The following is a 20,666-nucleotide window of genomic DNA, read 5'->3' as shown; positions in this document are numbered from 1 at the left end:
GTGAACGCCCCAGGGAACCACCCAGCCCGAGTCCTAACCCTCGATTTCGAGCACGGTTCCGGTCAGCTTCGAGAGCGGCTCGCGCAGCGCGTCGATCTGCGCGACGAGTTCCTTCTGCTGCTCGCTCGAGACCTCGTCGTAGAGCACGAAGCCGTCCTCGAGGTTGCCGTACTCGCCGAGCTGCGCCTGCAGGGCGTCGAACTCCTCATCGATCTCGGCGACGAGCTCCTCGCCCTCGGCCCCCTTGCGCTCAGCGATGGGCGCCACCAGGTCGAACGCGATGCGCGCACCTTCGAGGTTGGCCTGGAAGTCCCAGAGGTCGTAATGCGACCACCAGTTCTCTTCACCGGTCACCTTGCCGACGGCGATCTCTTCGAGCAGGCCGATCGCACCGTTCGACACTGTGCCGACATTGATCTGGTGATCCTCGATGAAGCTGTCGGCGTGAACCTCGTCATACAGCTTGTTCACGTCTTCAATGAGCGCCTCGCCGATGACCTTGCGCTCTTCGGGCGTCGACGGCTCCCAGCCGTCCCATGCCGAGACGCCGTCGGGCTGCACCGCATCCTTGTCGGGGGTCCACAGATCTTTCTCGATGCGGTGGAAGCCGAGCCACTCCGTGAAGGTCGAGTCGTCCTCTTCGAGCAGGTCGGCCTCGGCCAGGTAGTCGATCTCGCGGTAGTCGATACGCGGGTCGAGTACGCCGAGAGCTTCAGCAACCGGCTCGATGCGCTCGTAATTCACGCGGATATCGGCGTACAGTTCCTTGGCCTCTTCGTCATCGCCGTCGATGTACGCGTTCGCGAACTTCTCGACATTCGGAACGAGCTCGGCGACCTCGTTCTTCACGAAGTTGATGTAATCGACGACGACCTGATCGAACAGCTCCTGGTCGTCGCCGTCGAGCTCGATCGGATCACCCGTGACCGAGAACTCTGCCTGCCCGACGTTCTCGCCGCGCATACCCGGCTTGCACGCCGTGAAGTAGTCACCCGGCTGCAGCGCAACCGTGAGTTCCGAGGACGCTCCCGGCGCGATGTTCTCCTTCTCGCTGACGATGCGCAGTCCGTCATCGCCGAGCAGGTAGAACTCGGTCGTCTGGTCGCCCTCGTTCGAGATCTCGAATGTGACGTTGCCGCTCTCGGCGGTCGCCGCCGATACCTCACACGCGTCGGCGGTCGAACTCACGCTCAGCGCATCGCCGCTCGCTGCACTGTCATCGGGTTGGTTCTGCGTGCATCCGGCGAGCAGCAGCGCCGTGACTGCGGCGAGGCCAGTCGTCGCGAGCAGTTTCTTATTCAATGTTCACTCCTTGTCATTCTTCCGAGGTTGATCGGATCGACGGGAGCGCGACGCGCTTCCCGGGGTCTGGTGAGGTTGGTGCGTGATGTGCAGGCGCGTGATCTGCAGCTGCGAGATGCGACGCAGGTGCAGGATCCCCGACAGTTGCAGAGCCCGACGCAGGTGCCGGACGCGACGCTCGCGCCTTCGCAGCCCGAGCCTGCAACATGACCTGGCGCAAGAAGAGCGGCAGCACGATCCCGATGTAGAGCGCCCAGACCGTGACCTCGAGCCAAGACATCATGGGAACGAAGCCGAAGATCCCCTTGAGGAATGCGGCGAGTGCACCGCTCGGAGCGATCAGATGCTCGACATCGAAGGCCCACCCGAAGGGGTAGGCCGCCATCCAGAACGGCCCCTCGAATCCGGTGAGCACCTCTCCGGTACGGAAGTCGGACGGGGTGATCGGGCGTCCGGAGAACGGGCCGGGAATTGCCGCGGCCTCCTGCAGATCGTGGATGCCGTAGGCCAGCACGCCGGCGGCCACGATGACCAGAAAGACGCCGGTCCAGGAGAAGAAGAGTCGGAGGTTGATCCGCAGCGCTCCGCGATTGAGCAGGCTGCCGATGACAGCCGCGATGACGATGCCGCTGATCGCTCCGGCGAACGCGAGCAGGTCTCCCGCCCAACCCCACAGCAGCAACGTGGTTTCCAGGCCCTCACGGGCTACGGTGACGAATGAGAACCAGAAGATCGCCCACCCGGTGCCGATGGCGAGGGCTTGATCCACTCCCGACTGCAGCTCGCTCTTCAGCTTGCTGCCGACCTGCATCATCCAGAAGACCATCCAGGTGATCATGGCGACCGCGAGCAGCGACATCGAGCCTCCGATGATCTCCTGCGCTTCGAAGCTGAGTCCGTATCGCCCGAAGGTGAAGATGGCGCCGAGCACGAGGCACAGGCCTACGGCGATCCATACCCCCAGCCAGATCTTCCTCTTGACGTCGACCCGACTGAGCTTCGTCACGTAGGCGAGGAGGATCCCGATGATGAGCGCCGCTTCCAGCCCTTCTCGAAGACCGATCAAGAAGGAGGCAAGGAACATGCGGAGACTCCTTCTGATACTGCGAAAGCACTGACGGCGGGCGGATCTCAGTCCTGTTCTGGTTCCGAGACCCTAGAGCGACGAAACATCAGATGTAGGCGAGACTCGCCTAATATATACCCGTTCGTTCCTCATGGGTACCCTCGAATTTCCCGGCTGCACACTTCTGCTCGCCCTACACTGGGCAGCATGAACGCGTCGACGCCCTCTACTGACGATCCCCGAGAACTCGCCACCACCGCCGCGACCGAGTTACTGCGACTCAGCGGCGTCGAACGCATCGATCTGGCGCTCACGCTCGGCAGCGGCTGGGGCAAGGCTGCCGACGTCATCGGCGAAACGGTCGCACTGATTCCCGCGGGTCAGGTGCCCGGCTTCCACGTCTCCAGCGTTCCGGGTCACTCGGGCACGCTCCGCGTCATCGCCCTGCCGAATGGGGGCCACGCGCTCATCATCGGTGCGCGCACGCATCTCTACGAAGGCCGCGGGGTTCGCGCAGTGGTGCACGGCGTGCGCACCGCCGCAGCGGCCGGAGCGCAGACGTTGATCCTCACGAACGGCGCCGGCGGCCTCGATCCTGCCTTCAATGCCGGCGATGCCATGATCATCTCCGACCACCTCAACCTGACCGCGCTCTCTCCCATCGAAGGGGCGAACTTCGTGGATCTCACCGACCTCTACTCGTCTCGCCTGCGCGAGGTCACGCGCGGAATCGATCCCACCCTTCGCGAAGGCGTCTACGTGCAGATGCCCGGCCCGCACTACGAGACCCCCGCCGAGTCCCGCTACCTGCACACGATCGGCGGTCACGCGGTCGGAATGTCGACCGCACTCGAAGCGATCGCGGCGCGGGAGGCCGGAATGGAGGTTCTGGGACTCACACTGGTGACGAACCCGGCGACGAACCTCGGCACCGAGCCGCTCACGCACCAGGAGGTCATCGACGCAGGCAAAGCAGCAGAGCCGAAACTCGCCGCACTGCTGCAGCGCATCGTCGCCGCGCTCTGATCCGTAGCCTGCGCTCAGGTGCCCAGGCGCTCGTTCCAGGAACCCACTCACCGCACCCCGCACCGTCACCTGCATCACCCCGCACTGCTCGTTTCCCCCAACGGCATTCGAGATGCGCCGCGATGAGGCGTACAATCAACGGGTTCCCGTCATAAAACGGAGCAGCCCATCGTCGCGCGTCGAGCCCTCACCCGCGACTCGGTGGCCAGCGATTCCGCACAATCGAAAGCCCCAGCTGTGTCCACCACATCATCTACTGTCGCACCGGCATCCACTGCCCCGCGAAACAAGACTTCCCGCGTCGTACTCGCGAGCCTCATCGGCACGACCATCGAGTTCTACGACTTCTATGCATACGCCACCGCGGCTGTGCTCGTCTTCCCGCACCTCTTCTTCCCGTCCGATAACGAGACCACCGCACTGCTCGCCTCGTTCGCGACCTTCGGTGCCGCGATGCTCGCGCGTCCCGTGGGCGCGATCTTCTTCGGGCACCTGGGCGATCGCCTCGGCCGAAAGACCACGCTCGTCGCGTCACTGCTCACGATGGGTATCGCGACGTTCCTGATCGGCCTCCTGCCGACGCACGACAGCATCGGCTTCTGGGCGGCCGTGCTGCTGCTCATCATGCGCCTCACACAGGGCTTCGCGATCGGCGGCGAATGGTCGGGAGCCGCGCTCGTCGCAACTGAGAACGCGCCGAAGGGCAAACGGGCCTGGTTCGGCACCTTTCCGCAGTTGGGCGCGCCGCTCGGCTTCATCATCGCGAACGGCCTGTTCCTCGCCATCAGCTTCGCACTCGCCGACCCGGCGAATCCGGGGCAGCCATCCGAGGCGTTCCTCACCTGGGGATGGCGCATTCCCTTCCTGTTCTCCGCCGTCATGGTCATCATCGGCCTCTGGGTACGTTTGCGTCTCGTCGAATCGGCGGCCTTCGAGCAGACCAAGCAGCGTGGTGAGGTGAAGCGCATGCCGCTCGCCGACGCATTCCGCTTCCACTGGAAAGGTCTTGTCTACGGCACCATGGCCATGCTTGCGACCTACGTGCTCTTCTACCTGATGACTTCGTACACCCTGAGCTTCGGCACTCGACCCGCAGATGCCGACGTGCCCGGGCTCGGATACACCTACAACCAGTTCGTGATGATGCTGATCTTCGGCGTCGCATTCTTCGGCATCTTCACGATGGTCTCCGGACCCCTCGCCGACCGCTTCGGCCGACGACGCACCCTCATCGTCGTCACCGCCGCGATTGTGCTCTTCGGGCTCGTCTTCGTGCCGTTGCTGGGTGGCGGATCCACCGTCTCCGTCATGTTCTTCTTGGCACTGGGCTTCACTCTGATGGGCCTCACGTTCGGACCGATGGGCGCCTTCCTCCCCGAGATGTTCCCGACGAACGTGCGCTACACCGGTTCCGCCGTTGCGTACAACGTCTCGTCCATCCTGGGTGCCGCGCTCGCCCCGATCATCGCGATCTGGCTCTGGGGTTTGGCAGACGGGAGCCCCGTCTACGTGGGTCTGTACCTGAGCGGCGCGGCGCTGCTGACGCTCGTCTCGCTGATCATCGGCAGCGAGACCCGTGACATCGACATCGAGGCCTGAGCCGAACGCGTAAGCAGGGCAGGGGCACTCGGGCAGGGGCATCTCAGTTGCTCGTTCTCGGGCCCGTTCGCGGTGGTAGCGTAACAATGAATCGCCCTCGCGATAGGAGAACCGCTATGACGGAGACCGCCTCGGCACCCGACGCCGGGTCCCCCGCCCTGCTCGCTGAGCCCCGTGCCCCGCTGGAAGTCGCTCGCGCTTGGGCCGAGCACGATCCCGACGACGAAACACGAGCGGCGCTGCATTCGCTGATCGCTCGCGTCGAGCAGGAGAGTGCGGCTGGCGAGCCCGCGAGCGCGGAAGGCTCCTCCGATGACACCACCGAGGGCGCATTGGGCGGAGGATCAGCACTCGCCGAGCTCACCGAAGCGTTCGCGGGCCGCCTCGCCTTTGGTACCGCCGGGCTGCGCGCAGAGCTCGGGCCGGGCCCGCGCCGCATGAACCGCGTCGTCGTCTCTCAGACGAGCGCAGGGTTCGCCGAATACCTGCGTTCGCGCACCGACTCCCCCTCCGTCGTGATCGGTTACGACGGGCGGGTGAACTCCGACGTCTTCGCCCGCGACGCGGCCGAGATCATGGCCGGCGCGGGCGTCTCGGTGACGCTGCTGCCCGGGCCACTGCCCACGCCGGTGACCGCGTTCGCAGTGCGAGAGCTCGGAGTGTCGGCCGGTGTGATGATCACCGCCAGCCACAATCCGCCCCGCGACAACGGTTACAAGGTGTACCTCGGGGATGCGGACGGAGGATCCCAGATCATTCCCCCGGCCGACTCCGAGATCGCTGCACGCATCGCCCAAGTCGCCGAGTCACCCGTGTCCGAGCTCCCGCGCTCTTCGGACTACATCGTCGCGGGCGAGGCGGTAGCTGACGCCTACGTGGCCGCTGGCGCCGAGGCGGTGCGTGCCGGGTGGCCCTGCGATCCTGACCAACCCGATCGACCGCTCGGCGCGGGTACCCCGCTGCGCGTGGTCTACACCGCGATGCACGGCGTCGGATCGGCCACCGCGCGACGCGTCTTCGAACGTCTCCGTCTGCCTGAGGTCGTGCCGGTTCCCGAGCAGGATGAGCCTGATGGCGCCTTCCCCACGGTCGCCTTCCCGAATCCTGAGGAGCCGGGGGCGCTCGACCTCGCGTACCGCACCGCTCGCGAGACCGACGCCGAGGTCATCATCGCGCATGACCCGGATGCGGATCGCCTCGCCGTCGCGCTGCCGCACCCTGACGAGGCCTCGGGGTATCGGCGGCTCTCCGGCAACGAACTCGGTCTGCTGCTCGGCTGGCGTGCCGCCGAGCGTGCTTCACGCGCTGCTCGCGCGGCGCGGGCCGCCGGCGACGAGCTCCCACGGGGTGCGCTCGCCTGCACGGTGGTCTCCTCACCTGCTCTCGGCGCCGTGGCCCGCGAGTACGGGCTCGACTATTCCGAGACCCTGTCCGGGTTCAAGTGGGTGTCGCGCGTTCCCGGGTTGGTCTTCGGCTTCGAGGAGGCGCTCGGCTATCTCACTCACCCCGATGTGCTGCGCGATAAGGACGGCATCCTGGCGAGCGCCGACGCACTCGCCATGGTTCGCGAGGCCAAGCTCGCGGGCCGCACGCTCTGGGATCTGCTCGATGAGGCCGCCGAACGCTTCGGACATTTCGCGAGCTCGCAGATCACGGTGCGGCTCGATTCGATGGTCGCCGCAGACGAACTGTCTCAACGGGTGCGCGCCGATCCACCACGCCGTTTCGGCGCCGTCGATGTGGCCTCCGCCGACGACCTACTCCTCCCTGGTCGTGCGGCCGTTCCCGCGAATGTGCTCCGCTACGACCTCGCCGATGGCTCCCGCGTGATGATTCGACCGAGCGGCACCGAACCGAAGCTCAAGATCTACCTCGATGTGCTGAGCCGCACGGGCAACGCCTCTGAGCGCCGTGCGAGCGCGGAGCGGTCGCTCGCGACGCTCGAAACTGCCGTGCACGCCTACTTGCGTCAGGCCTCGGACGGTGCGGCGTGACGACACCGAGCGGCACCCGACGCGCGCGTCGCTCCGCAGGGCCGGCGATCATCTCCACCGAAGCTGGCACCGTGGGCGTCGCTCCGCAGCGCTGGACACCCAGGCACACAGGCGGTTGGATGCCGCTGCCGCAGGCCGACGACGACAAGTACCGGCGCGGCGTGCTGGGGCTGCGCACGGGCTCCGCGCGGTATCCGGGCGCCGCTGTGCTCGGCGCACAGGCGGCGTGGCGCACGGGCCTCGGCATGCTGCGCTACGTGCCTCCGCATGAAGACGCCGATGCGTCGAGCGGGATCGGCCTGCCCTCGCCAGCGGCGGCCGTGCTCGCGGCTCGACCCGAGACCGTATTCGGCGACGGACGCTGCGATGCCTGGGTGCTCGGATCGGGTACGGATGCGGCCGAGCGCTCGGATCGAGAGCGCGGGGCATTGCTCGAGCTGCTGAACGGCGACGCGCCCGTGGTTCTCGATGCGGGGGCCCTGGGGCTCGTACTCGATCGTGACCGCTCGGCTGCGACACCGATCGTACTCACCCCGCATCACGGCGAGTTTCTCCGACTCTGGCAAGCGGCGGGTCTGGGCTCTCGGCCACGCGGATGGCCCGCTCGTAACCGTGGCGGGCAGGGGCGTTCGCCCGAACTGCAGTCGCTTGCGGAGGCAGCGGCCGAACTGTCGCGCGTGCTCGATGTCACCGTGCTGCTCAAGGGGTCGCAGACCATTACCGCCACTCCGGGCGGCCAACGTCTCGTCTCAGGACCTGCCACACCGTGGCTGGCCACCGCCGGCACCGGCGACGTGCTCGCGGGCGCGCTCGGGGCGCTGCTCGCCGCGCACAGTCGTGTCGTGCGAGAAGACCCCGAGATTGTCGGCGCCATAGCGGCGAGTGCCGCAATCCTGCACGACACCGCGGCTCGCATCGCCGCAGGCGTCGTGCAGGGGCAGACCACGACAGCCGCGCAGCCCACCGGGCGCCCCATCACCGCGGGCGATGTCGCTGCCGCTCTGCCGACGGCAACGCTCGAGCTGCGCCGCACCGGCGAGCAGGCTCGTCGCGCGCACCGCTGAACGAGATCGAGCCCCGAAAAGGCTGTATGTCGACTCGGCAAGCGGCTCGAGTCACCCGGCCTCGACGCCCGCCACACCCTTGTCGGCGTCGAGCCCGGTCGCGATCCAACAACCGGTCAAGATCAGTACACGGCAAATCAGGTTGAACCAGATCAGCAACCCGATGATCACCGCGAACGAGGCGAGCAGCGGATTGTTCGACGTACCGCTCAGCACCATCGTGCCGAGCACCTTGATCCCGAACAGCACGACGGCTCCCAGCAGACACCCCTGCAGCAGCTTTCGCCGGGGGATCTTCACCTCTGCCAGCAGCCGGAAGATCGCCGTCAGCACCGCGACATCGAAGAGGATCATGGCCCCGTAGCGAGCCACCGAGCCCACGCGACTGACCAGCCACCCGTTCGGATCTCCGCCGAACCACGACACCACCGTCTCCGTGAGGTCCGAGCTGAGCACCGTCAGCGCGGCAGAGATCACGATCGCGACCATGAAGCCGATGCCGAGCAGTAGGTCGCGCAGCTTCAGGAGCAGCACGTTGCGGTACTCGCGCACCTCGAGACCGAAGATGATGCGGATCGCGCGCCGCGTTCCGGTGAACCAGGTCACGGCCACGTAGACGAGCGCGGCACCGGCGATAACCGTACCGAAGTCGAGCGCACGGCCCTCCAGCAGATCTTTCAACACGACCGGGCTCTGGGAGCTCGATCCGACGAGCCCCGGCACGAACATATTGATCTGCTCGACCAGCGAATCGAGCAGCTCCGGCCGCCCGCGCAGCACGATGCCGAAGATACTGAAGCCGATCCAGAGCGCCGCGAACACCGCGAACACCGCCTGGTAGCTCATCCCGGCCGCGAGTACGGCCCCGCCGACGTCGGTGAAGTGGAAGAAGGTGCGCATGGGCCGAGACTTCCGTGCACGATCCCAGGCGCGCCCCCAGGCGGTCGGAACGGACGACGCCCCGCGATCCTCACCCTGTTGGGTGTCTGGATCGCGGGGCGTCGGCATGTCAGCAGTATGGCAGGGCATCGGCCCCGCGCGCTTACGAGGTCTTACCGGTGCGGATCGCGGCCTTCACTTCGGCGATCGCCTTCGTCACCTGGATGCCGCGCGGGCACGCATCCGTGCAGTTGAAGGTCGTGCGGCAGCGCCACACGCCCTCGGTGTCGTTGAGGATGTCGAGACGCACCTGCGCGTTGTCGTCACGCGAGTCGAAGATGAAGCGGTGCGCGTTGACGATCGCGGCCGGCCCGAAGTACTGGCCGTCGGTCCAGAAGACGGGGCACGACGAGGTGCATGCCGCGCACAGGATGCACTTCGTGGTGTCGTCGAAGCGCTCGCGCGAGGCAATGTCTTGGATGCGCTCCTTGCCCGGCTCGGGCTTCGAGTTCGCCACGAGGAACGGCTGGACGGCGCGATACGAGGCGAAGAAGGGCTCCATGTCGACCACGAGATCCTTCTCCAGCGGCAGACCCTTGATGGCCTCCACGTAGATCGGCTTCGTGATGTCGAGGTCCTTGATCAGCGTCTTGCAGGCGAGACGGTTGCGGCCGTTGATGCGCATGGCGTCGGAGCCGCAGATGCCGTGCGCGCACGACCGGCGGAAGGTCAGCGTGCCGTCCTGATCCCACTTGATCTTGTGCAGCGCATCGAGGATGCGGTCCGTCGGATACATCGGCACGTCGAAGTCTTCCCAGTAGGCCTCGCGGCCGGACTCCGGGTCGTAGCGACGGATCAGCAGGGTGACGTTGAACGGCTTCACAGCTGCCTCATCGGCGGCCGCGCCCGGGCCAGTGGAGGTCTCGGCGACTGTCGCAGTGCTCATGGCTTAGTACTTCCTCTCCAGCGGCGGGTATCGCAGCTCGCCCTTGTCGTCCTTCGTGAATACGACCGGCTTCCAATCGAGGCTGATGTGATCCTCGGGGTCCGGCGAGTGCGGGTCGCCCGTGAGATACGCCATCGTGTGCTGCATGTAGTTCTCATCGTCACGATTCGGGAAGTCGTCGCGCATGTGGCCGCCGCGGCTCTCCTTGCGGTTACGCGCCGCGAAGACGAGTACCTCTGCGAGGTCGAGCAGGAAGCCCAGCTCGATGGCCTCGAGCAGGTCGGTATTGAAGCGCTTCCCGCGATCCTGCACCCCCACATTGGTGTAGCGCACGCGCAGGTCGTGAATGACGCCGAGCACCTCGGTCAGCGAGTCGTGCGTGCGGAACACCTGGGCGCCGCGGTCCATGGACTCCTGCAGCTCGCGACGCAGGTCGGCCACGCGCTCGGTGCCGGTGCCGGTGCGGAAGCGATCGACGAGCTCGCGGATCTCCTTGGCCGGGTCGTCGGGGAGATCGACGAAGCTCGCAGTGTTTGCGAAGTTTGCGGCACGGTTGCCGGAGCGCTTGCCGAACACGTTGATGTCGAGCAGCGAGTTCGTGCCCAGGCGGTTCGATCCGTGCACCGAAACGCAGGCGCACTCGCCCGCGGCGTAGAGCCCCGGGACGATCGTGTCGTTGTCCATGAGCACCTCGCCCTGGACGTTCGTCGGGATGCCGCCCATCGCGTAGTGCGCGGTCGGGAACACCGGCACGGGCTCGGTCACCGGGTCCACGCCGAGATAGGTGCGAGCGAACTCGGTGATGTCGGGCAGCTTCGTCTCGAGCACCTCGGCACCCAAGTGGGTGCAGTCGAGGTATACGTAGTCCTTGTGCGGGCCGGCACCGCGGCCGTCGAGCACCTCCTGCACCATGCAGCGGGCGACGATGTCACGGGGTGCGAGATCCTTGATCGTCGGGGCGTAGCGCTCCATGAAGCGCTCGCCACTCGCGTTGCGGAGGATCGCACCCTCGCCTCGGGCGCCCTCCGTGAGCAGGATGCCGAGGCCGGCAAGACCGGTCGGATGGAACTGGTAGAACTCCATGTCCTCGAGCGGCAGCCCCTTGCGCCACACCACGCCCATACCGTCACCGGTCAGCGTGTGCGCGTTCGACGTGGTCTTGAAGACCTTGCCGAAACCGCCGGTCGCGAAGACGACCGACTTGGCCTGGAAGACGTGCAGCTCGCCGGTCGCGAGCTCGTAGGCGACGACACCGGCCGGGCGGCGATCCTTGCCCTCGCCCGCAATCACGAGGTCGAGCACGTAGAACTCGTTGAAGAAGTTGACGCCGAGCTTCACGCAGTTCTGGAACAGCGTCTGCAGAATCATGTGACCCGTGCGGTCGGCCGCATAGCACGCACGGCGCACCGGTGCCTTGCCGTGGTCGCGGGTGTGACCGCCGAAACGGCGCTGATCGATGCGCCCCTCGGGCGTGCGGTTGAAGGGAAGCCCCATGTTCTCGAGGTCGATGACCGCGTCGATGGCTTCCTTGGCGAGGATCTCGGCCGCATCCTGATCAACGAGGTAGTCGCCGCCCTTGACCGTGTCGAAGGTGTGCCACTCCCAGTTGTCATCCTCCACATTGGCGAGCGCTGCGGCCATGCCGCCCTGCGCCGCACCGGTGTGCGAACGAGTCGGGTAGATCTTGGTGATGACCGCGGTCTTGGCCTTCGGGCCGGCCTCGATCGCGGCGCGCATGCCGGCGCCGCCGGCGCCCACGATCACAACGTCGAACTGGTGGTAGGTGACACCGTCCTTGACGGTCACTTCCTCGCCCTGGTGCGTGTTGGTAGTCACGGAATTCCTATTCTTCGATCAAAAAGTCACAGCGCCGAGCAAGTCGACAGCACGAGGTCGGGGAACTCATCGGCGCCCAAGCAGGGGTCGAAGGTGAAGATCACGAGAGTACCCAGCAGGATCAGCAGCGCAGCCGAGAGGAACAGCGCAACCTTCAGCGCCTTCGCGACCCCGGGACGCGAAACGTAATCGTTGACGATCGTGCGCATGCCGTTGGCGCCGTGGATCAGGGCGAGCCACAGCAGCAGCACGTCCCAGACCTGCCAGAACGGGTTCGCCAGCTTGCCGCCGACGAAGCCGAAGTCGATCGCGGCGACGCCGTCGCCGACCATGAGGTTCGAGAAGAGGTGTCCGAAGACGAGCACGAGAAGCAGCACGCCGGAGACGCGCATGTAGATCCAGCCCCACTTCTCCCAGTTGTTGCCCTTCTTCGGGGCAGCCTGTGAACGCGGAGTATCGATTGTCGTAGCCATCGCGATTGCCTCCTAGTGTCCGAACACGTTGATCAGGTGACGCGGCGTGAAGCCGATCATCACGATGACCCACCCCACGATCACGATCCAGAACATCGCTCGCTGGTACCTGGCTCCCTTGCTCCAGTAGTCGACGAGGATGATGCGGATGCCGTTGAACGCGTGGAAAACGATCGCACCGACGAGGGCGACCTCACCGACTCCCATGACCGGCGTCTGGTACGTGCCGATCACGGCGTTGTACGCCTCGGGGCTCACACGGATCAGTGCGGTGTCGAGCACGTGCACGAGCAGGAAGAAGAAGATGGCGACGCCCGTGATGCGGTGAAGCACCCACGACCACATGCCCTCGTTGCCGCGGTAGAGGGTACCGCCCGGCACTCTCCGTTTCTGAGCCGCAGGAGCGGCCTCCGTGGTGTGGGCTGACACGGGCATCCTCCTCAGATCCTGCTGCGCCGAACGGTGGCTCGGCGATCTCCGCTGCGATTCCGGCGCACGTTTTGGGCGCGCGTAGCCGAAGCTGGGAATTCGCTGCGCAACCATTATGGCACCATTCGAACACGTTCGAGACTAAGCCTCACCTAACTACGACGGCCCTCCGCTCTCCCGACGAGCCCGAGAACACACCGAAGGTTCGGGAACGGCTGGCTAGGCTGACACCATGACCGATCGCGCATCGTCCGCTCCCCTTGAGGCTGGGTCCGACAGCAGTTTTGACCCTCGACACGGGGCGCAGCAACCCGTCGAGGTTCCTCAGCCCCAGCCGTCGAGTGCCGCAGCGCGCAGCAGCGCCCTCGACCGCCTCACCTGTGTCATCCCCGCCGGTGGGGTCGGGTCACGGCTCTGGCCGCTGTCACGCGCCAAGGCACCGAAGTTCCTGCTCGATCTCACCGGATCCGGCGACTCGCTCCTGCGTGCCACCTGGGATCGCCTCGAACGCATCGTCCCGGCAGAGCGCATCATGGTCGTCACCGGCAGCGCCCACCGAGAATCCGTGGAGCGACAACTGCCCGAGCTACCCGAGCAGAACCTCGTCACCGAGAGCGAGCCGAAGGACTCTTCCGCCGCAATCGGTCTCGCTGCCGCGATCCTCGAACTGCGCGACCCCGAGGCGATCCTCGGTTCGTTCGCCGCCGACCACGTGATCCGTGGCGACGTTCTCTTCCAGCGCGCCGTCGCGACTGCCGCGCAAGCCGCCGATCGAGGGCTCATCGCGACGATCGGCATCCATCCGGGTCATGCCGCCACCGGCTTCGGGTACATCGCCTGCGGCGACGCACTCGGAGACATCGCCCCGTTCGACGTGTACGAGGTCACCGAGTTCGTCGAGAAACCCGATGCCGAGACGGCGCAGGGCTACCTCGATCAGGGCAACTACCTCTGGAACGCCGGCATGTTCATCGCGAAAGCCTCCGTGCTGCTCGACCAGATGGCCCGCTCAGAGCCTGAGATGGTCGAGGCGCTGCGCGAACTCGCCGCCGCGTGGGGCACCAAGAAGGCCGCGACCCTGCGCGAACGCCTCTGGCCATCCCTGCCGAAGATCGCGATCGACTACTCCGTGGCCGAGCCGGCTGCCGCAGAAGGACGCATGGTCTGCGTCGCCGCCCACTTCGAGTGGGACGACGTCGGAGACTTCGCCTCGGTTGCCACCCTCCTCACCCGCGGGCGCTCGAGCGATCTTGCTGTGTTAGGTGACGGCGCACAGGTGCTCTCGGACGCCTCGAGCGGCATCGTCGTCTCGGAAGGCGACCGGCTCGTCGCACTCGTCGGCGTGGATGACGTAGTCGTCGTCGATACGAGCGACGTCCTGCTGGTGACTTCGAAGAGCCGCGCCCAAGATGTGAAGAACCTGGTGAACCGCATGAAGCTGACTGGCGGCGGCCACCTCCTGTAGCCGGCGGCCGCCGCGACTCTCGGCGGACCCGATCGAGCTACCGCTGCACCTTCGGAGCGCGGAATGGGAGTCGTGCGAAGATGGTGATGTGTTCATCGTGCTCGGAGTCACCGGCGGCATCGCCGCATACAAAGCTGTCGCGCTCGCGCGTTTGATCGTCGAGGCCGGCCACGATGTGCATGTCGTGCCGACCGACGAGGCGCTTCGCTTCATCGGCAAACCGACCTGGGAGGCGATCAGCCGCAACCCGGTGACCACCTCGGTGCACGAGGATGTACCCGAAGTACGGCACGTCGCGCTCGGGCAGCGCGCAGATCTCGTGATCATCGCCCCGGCGACCGCAAACACCCTCGCGCGCATGACTGCCGGGCTGGCCGACGACCTACTCGGCACGACCCTGCTCGCCTCACGCGCCCCCGTGCTGGTCGCACCCGCCATGCACACCGAGATGTGGCAGCACGCTTCGACACAGCACAACGTTGCGACGCTGCGCGAGCGCGGAGTGCACTTCATCGGGCCCGAGAGCGGCCGCCTCACAGGAGACGACAGCGGCCCCGGTCGCATGAGCGAGCCCGACGGCATCTTTGCTGCGGCAGAGAGTCTGCTGCGGTCGGCGACAGATGGTTCTGTTCAGGATCGCCCCACCGCCGATCTCACCGGCGTCCGAGTGATGGTCTCTGCCGGCGGCACACGCGAACCGATCGACCCCGTGCGCTATATCGGCAACCGCTCGAGTGGCAAGCAGGGTGTCGCCGTCGCACTCGCAGCGGCCGACCGCGGCGCCGAGGTCGTACTGCTCGCCGCCAACATCGAATCCGCCGTTCTGGATGCAGCGACGACGCATCCGGCGATCCGCATCGAGAATGTCGGCAGTACCGCCGATCTCGCCGCGGCGGCCGAGCGCTCAGCCGCCGAGGCGGATGTCATCATCATGGCCGCAGCGGTCGCGGACTTTCGCGTGGCCGACGTGGGTGCAGGCAAGATCCGTAAAGAGGATTCGCCTGGCGAGGCTCCGACCCTCACACTGGTCGAGAACCCCGATATTCTGCGCGGACTCGTAGAGCGTCGCCTCCCTGGTCAAACTCTCGTCGGCTTCGCAGCAGAAACCGTCGAGTCAGAGGAAGAGCTCTTGGAGCGGGGCGCGCGGAAGCGGCGGCGCAAGGGCGTCGACCTGCTCGCAGTGAACGCCGTCGGCTGGACTGAAGGTTTTGACACCGAGCAGAACTCCCTGCACATCGTGGATGTCACCGACCAAGTGATCGCGACGGCCTCTGGCAGCAAACGCGATGCCGCCGACGGCTTGCTCGACGCTGTGGTCGCGCTCCGCGCCGCCCAGTAGCGGGCGCACCGAATGTTGGCGAGCTTGTAAGCTCCCGGGCACAAAACGCGAAACGCTCCGCGTTCCGCCCTGAATTTCGGGAAGCTTGTAAGCTCCCGGGCACAAAATGCGAAACGCTCCGCGTTCCGCCCTGAATTTTGGCGAGCTTGTAAGCTCCCGGGCACAAAATGCGAAACGCTCCGCGTTCCGCCCTGAATTTTGTGCCCCATAGTAGACACTTTGAGAACTTTGCCCCCGCATTGAAAACCGTTGTCTCGCGGTGGAGGCGCGGCCTCTACAAGAAGGACAAGCGCCCCCTCGAACCGACCGTTCGAGACGAACGAGGTCGAGTCGTCAGATCGATTGGGAAAGCTCAAACTCTCCTCACTGAAGCCCAGATCGACCAGGTCGTCGAGCTCTACGCGAGCGGCATGAGCATGGAAGAGATTGGTCAAACGTTTCGGGCACATCGCCGCACAATCGCGGCTCATCTCATCAAGAGAGGCAAGCACGTTGAACGTCATCGACGGATTCAGCCTGCGGACGCAGCAGAGGCTGCCAAACTCTATGAGAGAGGCATGACTCTTGCCAAGGTGGGGCGTCGATTTGGAGTCAGCCAAGCCGCGGCCAAAACGGCGATCAAGGCCGTCGGGATACCGATTCGGCCGAGAGGACGTTCTCCCATACCGAATTCATGATCTTGGATGCGGCATGAGAACTATCAAGGGCCACAACAATCTCTCACCATGCTTTGAGCATGAGCTCCGAGCAAGCCACCGTGTTGATTATCAGTAGTTCGGTCCTGACTGTTGCACGGGAACAGTAGCGTTGACTGTCACTCGCATGGCCTTGTGGCAGTGGGGAGGAGCACTCGCTCTGAAACAACGGTGACTTCTACGGAACAGTTGGCACAACTATTGTCTTCAACGACCATCCAGCTACAAGGCTTCGTCTCCGCCTGAAGTCTCGTCGATAGCGGCTAAAAAGGTATCCATCGACAGGACGTCGAAGCGTTCGTCAACGAATCCAGCCGGAACGAGGTTGCGCGTTACAAATACCGTGCGGAGTTCGTATGTGCCTCCCCGAAGTGCGCCCTCCATTTCGAGCCTTGCGGCAACTGCCCCAAGGTGAGGGCGTAGTTCTGCTTCCTTACGCGCTAGCTGAGTCGCATAACAGGGTTTCAGACGGCCTTTGCTCTCCGCGTCACGGAAGAACGTCCGCAACTGACGCGCGGTTTCCGCGATGCCGTATACAGAGGCTGGATCTTTGGCTTCAATGAGCCAAATGACTCGCTCGCCAGGGCGTGCGCATACGAGATCAATCTCTGTCGATACAGCTGGCACGCCGAGCCGGGCGTGATCTCCGGGCTTTACCCGCGAAATGGTCTTGAACCCTCGGTTTTCAAGATGTTGCTCCAGTATGCGCTCGAAGTCAGAATTGCGTGCTGCTCGACGTGCGGCGAGCGCAGCCTCAAGCAATTTCGGTGCAGCTTCGCTCCAGGGCAACATGCCTTGCGTCAAGTAGTTGTTGTAGACGTTCAGAGATGCAAGTAGGTAGTGAGGAGCAAGAAGAATCTCTTTCTCGCTTAGGCCTACGAAGGGCTGGACCAGAAGCCGATGTCTCCGCGTACGCGTTAACCAGGGGCTCCAATCGCTTGAAGACAGCTCGTCCGAGGTGATAGTGAGGAGACTGATCGCATTACTAATTCTTTGCCGCTCAGACTCTTCTTTCGCGTCGATCGCTAAGCACACCCAGTCCACGAGTGCATCTGATGTCGTTACCGCCGCGGTTCTACCATCTTCGAAATCTTCCCATTTTGCACTCGCAATGAGCGCATAAAAGATGTCGGTAAGTGTCGCACCGATTGTTTCTAGCGCAGCGGACGAAAGAACCTCATCTTCCAGAACGCTGTCATCAGATTGGTCGTTCTGATTCTTGCCGAAACGGAGACTTGCGTTAGAGAGGCTCAACGCTTGGGCATTCAATGGCCAGACCTCCTCTTCGTAGGGGCTTCCATCTTGAAGAGTGAGTTCGTAGGCCGAGCTGATATCGATTGTTTCTGGCGCAACACGATGGTGGAGCTTTTCGCTGAGGGTTGTGACCGAGTTGTAGGCGTCCGCAGCGGCAAGCATTGCGCTCCATCGCTGGGGGTTGATGGGTTGATTCCCACTCTTACGCACTTGGTTACGCAGTGCTGCTTCAACGATGATCTGGTTGCACTGCCGTAATTGCACCATTTCCTGCACCGAGTCCGCCATGCTTGTGAGAGGATCCCAGGTGGTCTTCAGATTGGCAGCGACTCTTGCTAGGTCTTCTTGCTGGGAGATGCTGCTATCGACGACACGATTGAGTTGTTCCATCCCGGCGACGATCACTGAGTTCGGATCATGCTCGCTGATGAGTTCGGTCAAGCTCGCGAGAGCTGCCGGAGCTAGATGTTGTTTGACGAGGTCGTTGGCTTCGCGCCCTCGATACTGCCCCGGTTTGACTCCTGCATCGTGGAGTTTGCGCGCAAAGGCTGCGACTGCTGCCGACTCGTCAGCTCCGTTGAGGGGCCAGGGGCTTGGAAGGTTGTTGTGCGCTGTGCGCGCAGATTTTGTTTCTACTATCAGGAACGGCGGCGCATTTAACCAGGCGTCTCGCAGTGTTTCTGCTTGAGGAGCAGGCATGCCGCCTTGTCGCAATAGGTCGAAGAGGGTATCGGCAGTCAGCTTGTTTGGTGCGTCTGGTCGCCCATCAGCTTCTTTTACGAATTCTTCCAGCTGGAATTTCCAGCAACCGCTAACCTGCGCGTCAATTTCAGGATTCACGGTGATCGGCATATGCGTTACCAATCGGTTCTGAGAAGTCATCTCTCCCGATGGAAGCAGATCGAGGAACAGTTGATAACCCTGAACCTGTCCGTCGGCGTGTGTCGCTTCCCAAAGGTCTCGAACTGCGGCAAAGCCAAACACGAGGCCACCGCTTGTATCGAACAAGAAATCGCGCGCTTTTCCTTCGTCTGGCCAGTCCGGGTCGGATCTGACGATAGCTACCGGAGGCGTTAGTAGCGAAATCGACCATCCTTTGAGGTCCGGAGCTTCGTGCTGACCTGAAGAACGATCGTACTCACCGTTCACATCGAGGACGCCAACGTTTGCGACCGTGCCAGAAGAAGCCTCTGCTAGTTGGGTATCGCGAAGTGCGGGAAGACCGGCACCGTGTAGTGCCACCTCGAGCGGAGAAAGTTCCAAAGCTCGCGCCCATTCTGCGGCACCAGCATGCGGTTCTACAAAGAGCGCTGAAATCTGCGCTCCTCCTTTGAAGAGGGATTTTCCGTTGGCTCGCCAAGACTCCCAGTAGTCGATTGTTTCCCAGCCGAAGGTCTCGGGTAGATCAGGGGAACTCAATGCCTTGACAAACTGAAACAGATCATCTCGGCTATCTGCGGTTTCTGCTATCCAGGTGAGATCCTCAAGAGAAACGGCAGCGCACCCTGGTTGCTGAGGTGCTGCGAGATGTGCGGTGCCGGCAAAGATCGCCAGAGGGAAAACCTGAGCGCCAGGTTTCAAGGTACCGCTTTGTCCTCCGACCATCGGAACAGCAGCGGGTGAGGCTCTGTCTAGTCGAATCTGTTCAGCAAGTCGGAGGCAGCCGAACGATGTGATTCCAGTTGAAGGAATGTCATCGATGTTGATGATCGAGACCGCAATGAACGTTGTTTGGTTCACCGGTAGCAGCCAGTGAATGTCTGAACCGAGCAGGCGTCGGTTCTCGTCTCGACCATCTAGCGGCGGCTCTATCAACTTGCTCGAGAATCTCCACAATGCTCGCCGGGCTTGCTGCACGTAGGACGATCTCAAGGCGCGCTGTGCGGAGTTGTCCCGTTCAAGAATCGAGATCAGCTCGGAGGTTGCATGCCCAAGTATCTCTGGAATATACATAGGTGGCAGCCAGCGATCTGGCTGACCTGTTGTCGGATTCCGGTACCGAACGTACCTTCCAAAAGGGCTTGTGGGACTCTCAAGTTGATACTTCGCTGAGACAAGCGAGGATGTCATCCATTCCAGAGCTCGTATATCAGCGTCGTTGAGATCGAGGTGGTCAGTCGGATCTAACGTAGTGAAATGCTGAGCCGCAACGAGCTCATCTCGCGGGATAGTCACCTCGTCCTCAAAATCTATCTCGGGTACCGGTTTCCAAGTTGACAGTAGATTCTTAGCACAAAAGTCCATGTACTTTACGCAGACGCGGACTAGGTTGAGGACGCCAAACTGTCGGCGGCGGATAAGCCGTGAATCTACGGCTTCAGCAAGTCTCAATGCACGCGAGAGGTCTGCTATTGGTCTCTCGGTGAGTCCTGGCATAAATTGCAGCAGTTCGTCTCCGACCCGAACGGTGACAACCCTGGTAGGATCATCGGGCACAAAGTCCTCATGCATAAATCCGACGCCAGCTGATTGGGCCGCAATGTCGATAAGTTCCCGCGCGGTAGGGGTCGGCAAGGTTGTTTGTGGCACCGGTCCGGACGAAGCTCGGAGCGCAGCGGCGATCGCAACCCCGATAGAAACTGAACGATGACGAGCGGAAGGAGAGGAACCTGCAGCGAACAGCACCGCCCAGAGCGAACTGCTCTCCATCTCACCAAGCTGAATCGTGAGAGCATCTTTTGGAACGCTCTTGGCAGAATTAGATCGGGCTCGCCTTGCCTTCTTGGCCCTGTTTCGTTTCCCCACTCCGCTCCTTCCCTCGCTAGTTGACTCACAGCCTATCCCGCTATCGCTGCTACGGAGTCTGGTCGAGCGATGATCTGATCAGGGCTCGTCTGCGTACATGAAGGAACGTTTCGCCAAACAGATAGCACCGTTACTGCCCTGCATGTTCAAACATCCAAGCTGTCTGCGATCAGGTGAGTTCCATTTTCGCTGCGTTGAAGTAAGAAGCTGCCAAAGACGGCCCGGTGCAAGGCACTTCGTCCATTCAACGAGGAAGCCGCGTAGCGTCTCACTAGGCCAACCCGAGCCTCAAGATCGAGGCGCTCGGAAGAACCGAGAGGTCGGTACTCACTCGAGTGAGCACCGATTTGTGAGTGCAGACGTTCTAGCTCTTGCTGCAGTACATCGAGAGTGATCGCCTCATTGTAGTAAGCGTCGAGGACTTTACGGCGGGTCTGGTGCAGGAACAGGTGACAGTTCTAATCAGGCCGCGAGGGCCAGGTCGTTGTTCATGATGGTCTCGAACTCGATCGGCGTCAACCGGCCCAGACGGGCCTGGCGACGCCTGCGATGGT

The 20,666-nt window shown here is 63.5% G+C and carries 14 protein-coding genes; 6 read left to right on the top strand and 8 right to left on the bottom strand.

Annotation, left to right across the window (positions count from 1 at the left end; genetic code table 11):
• Window positions 1–33 precede the first annotated feature (33 nt).
• Window positions 34–1,302, bottom strand: a complete 1,269-nt coding sequence (gene efeO / locus ACUYV6_RS06950) for an iron uptake system protein EfeO (RefSeq protein ID WP_449277937.1) — start codon at window positions 1,300–1,302, stop codon at window positions 34–36.
• A 13-nt stretch (window positions 1,303–1,315) separates the two neighbouring features.
• Complete coding sequence (gene efeU, locus ACUYV6_RS06945) at window positions 1,316–2,386, bottom strand: iron uptake transporter permease EfeU (RefSeq protein ID WP_449277936.1); 1,071 nt, start codon at window positions 2,384–2,386, stop codon at window positions 1,316–1,318.
• 189 nt (window positions 2,387–2,575) lie between these two features.
• On the opposite strand from efeU, the gene ACUYV6_RS06940 reads away from it, so the two are divergent.
• The 4 genes from ACUYV6_RS06940 to ACUYV6_RS06925 all read left to right on the top strand — a co-directional run bounded on the left by ACUYV6_RS06940 (window position 2,576) and on the right by ACUYV6_RS06925 (window position 8,051).
• Entirely contained in the window at window positions 2,576–3,394 is an 819-nt protein-coding gene (locus ACUYV6_RS06940; RefSeq protein ID WP_449277935.1) for a purine-nucleoside phosphorylase, read from the top strand.
• Between the two features lie 237 nt (window positions 3,395–3,631).
• The gene (locus tag ACUYV6_RS06935; RefSeq protein WP_449277934.1) at window positions 3,632–4,993 is read left to right on the top strand and encodes an MFS transporter; all 1,362 of its coding nucleotides are present in this window, start codon (window positions 3,632–3,634) and stop codon (window positions 4,991–4,993) included.
• Window positions 4,994–5,109: 116 nt separating this feature from the next.
• The gene (locus ACUYV6_RS06930; RefSeq protein WP_449277933.1) at window positions 5,110–6,987 is read left to right on the top strand and encodes a phospho-sugar mutase; all 1,878 of its coding nucleotides are present in this window, start codon (window positions 5,110–5,112) and stop codon (window positions 6,985–6,987) included.
• Entirely contained in the window at window positions 6,984–8,051 is a 1,068-nt protein-coding gene (locus ACUYV6_RS06925; protein ID WP_449277932.1) for an ADP-dependent NAD(P)H-hydrate dehydratase, read from the top strand. Before ACUYV6_RS06930 ends, ACUYV6_RS06925 begins: the two co-directional genes overlap by 4 nt.
• Window positions 8,052–8,102: 51 nt before the next feature.
• Here the strand turns inward: ACUYV6_RS06925 and ACUYV6_RS06920 are convergent, their stop codons facing one another.
• The 5 genes from ACUYV6_RS06920 to sdhC are packed head-to-tail and all read right to left on the bottom strand — an operon-like array spanning window position 8,103 to window position 12,620.
• On the bottom strand, window positions 8,103–9,059 hold the full coding sequence (locus ACUYV6_RS06920) for a YihY/virulence factor BrkB family protein (protein WP_449277931.1): 957 nt from the start codon (window positions 9,057–9,059) through the stop codon (window positions 8,103–8,105).
• A 34-nt stretch (window positions 9,060–9,093) separates the two neighbouring features.
• On the bottom strand, window positions 9,094–9,876 hold the full coding sequence (locus ACUYV6_RS06915; RefSeq protein ID WP_449277930.1) for a succinate dehydrogenase iron-sulfur subunit: 783 nt from the start codon (window positions 9,874–9,876) through the stop codon (window positions 9,094–9,096).
• A gap of 3 nt (window positions 9,877–9,879) precedes the next feature.
• Window positions 9,880–11,712: a succinate dehydrogenase flavoprotein subunit gene (gene sdhA, locus ACUYV6_RS06910; RefSeq protein WP_449277929.1), complete on the bottom strand. Its 1,833-nt coding sequence runs from the start codon at window positions 11,710–11,712 to the stop codon at window positions 9,880–9,882.
• Between the two features lie 26 nt (window positions 11,713–11,738).
• Entirely contained in the window at window positions 11,739–12,185 is a 447-nt protein-coding gene (locus ACUYV6_RS06905) for a succinate dehydrogenase hydrophobic membrane anchor subunit (protein WP_449277928.1), read from the bottom strand.
• 12 nt (window positions 12,186–12,197) lie between these two features.
• Window positions 12,198–12,620: a succinate dehydrogenase, cytochrome b556 subunit gene (gene sdhC / locus ACUYV6_RS06900; RefSeq protein WP_449277927.1), complete on the bottom strand. Its 423-nt coding sequence runs from the start codon at window positions 12,618–12,620 to the stop codon at window positions 12,198–12,200.
• Window positions 12,621–12,846: 226 nt separating this feature from the next.
• Here sdhC and ACUYV6_RS06895 point away from each other — a divergent pair, with 226 nt between their 5' ends.
• Both ACUYV6_RS06895 and coaBC read left to right on the top strand, forming a co-directional pair.
• Window positions 12,847–14,079 carry a mannose-1-phosphate guanylyltransferase gene (locus tag ACUYV6_RS06895; protein ID WP_449277926.1) on the top strand — a complete coding sequence of 411 codons (1,233 nt, stop codon included), beginning with the start codon at window positions 12,847–12,849 and terminating at the stop codon, window positions 14,077–14,079.
• An 88-nt stretch (window positions 14,080–14,167) separates the two neighbouring features.
• Window positions 14,168–15,418 (top strand): bifunctional phosphopantothenoylcysteine decarboxylase/phosphopantothenate--cysteine ligase CoaBC, encoded by a 1,251-nt coding sequence (coaBC, locus tag ACUYV6_RS06890; protein WP_449277925.1) that lies wholly within the window; start codon window positions 14,168–14,170, stop codon window positions 15,416–15,418.
• Between the two features lie 917 nt (window positions 15,419–16,335).
• Here the strand turns inward: coaBC and ACUYV6_RS06885 are convergent.
• Window positions 16,336–20,016, bottom strand: a complete 3,681-nt coding sequence (locus tag ACUYV6_RS06885) for a hypothetical protein (RefSeq protein WP_449277924.1) — start codon at window positions 20,014–20,016, stop codon at window positions 16,336–16,338.
• Window positions 20,017–20,666 lie beyond the last annotated feature (650 nt).

The organism is Leucobacter sp. GX24907 (genome assembly GCF_053567335.1).
Note: the sequence above shows the minus strand (reverse complement) of the source record. Positions and strands in the feature narration are given on the sequence as shown.

What these genes read in the sequence shown, in the direction of transcription:
- ACUYV6_RS06885 (WP_449277924.1), bottom strand. Translation starts at nt 20,016, where the DNA reads ATGGAGAGCAGTTCGCTCTGGGCGGTGCTGTTCGCTGCAGGTTCCTCT.
- efeU (WP_449277936.1), bottom strand. Translation starts at nt 2,386, where the DNA reads ATGTTCCTTGCCTCCTTCTTGATCGGTCTTCGAGAAGGGCTGGAAGCG.
- sdhC (WP_449277927.1), bottom strand. Translation starts at nt 12,620, where the DNA reads ATGCCCGTGTCAGCCCACACCACGGAGGCCGCTCCTGCGGCTCAGAAA.
- ACUYV6_RS06915 (WP_449277930.1), bottom strand. Translation starts at nt 9,876, where the DNA reads ATGAGCACTGCGACAGTCGCCGAGACCTCCACTGGCCCGGGCGCGGCC.
- ACUYV6_RS06920 (WP_449277931.1), bottom strand. Translation starts at nt 9,059, where the DNA reads ATGCCGACGCCCCGCGATCCAGACACCCAACAGGGTGAGGATCGCGGG.
- ACUYV6_RS06930 (WP_449277933.1), top strand. Translation starts at nt 5,110, where the DNA reads ATGACGGAGACCGCCTCGGCACCCGACGCCGGGTCCCCCGCCCTGCTC.
- ACUYV6_RS06905 (WP_449277928.1), bottom strand. Translation starts at nt 12,185, where the DNA reads ATGGCTACGACAATCGATACTCCGCGTTCACAGGCTGCCCCGAAGAAG.
- ACUYV6_RS06895 (WP_449277926.1), top strand. Translation starts at nt 12,847, where the DNA reads ATGACCGATCGCGCATCGTCCGCTCCCCTTGAGGCTGGGTCCGACAGC.
- ACUYV6_RS06940 (WP_449277935.1), top strand. Translation starts at nt 2,576, where the DNA reads ATGAACGCGTCGACGCCCTCTACTGACGATCCCCGAGAACTCGCCACC.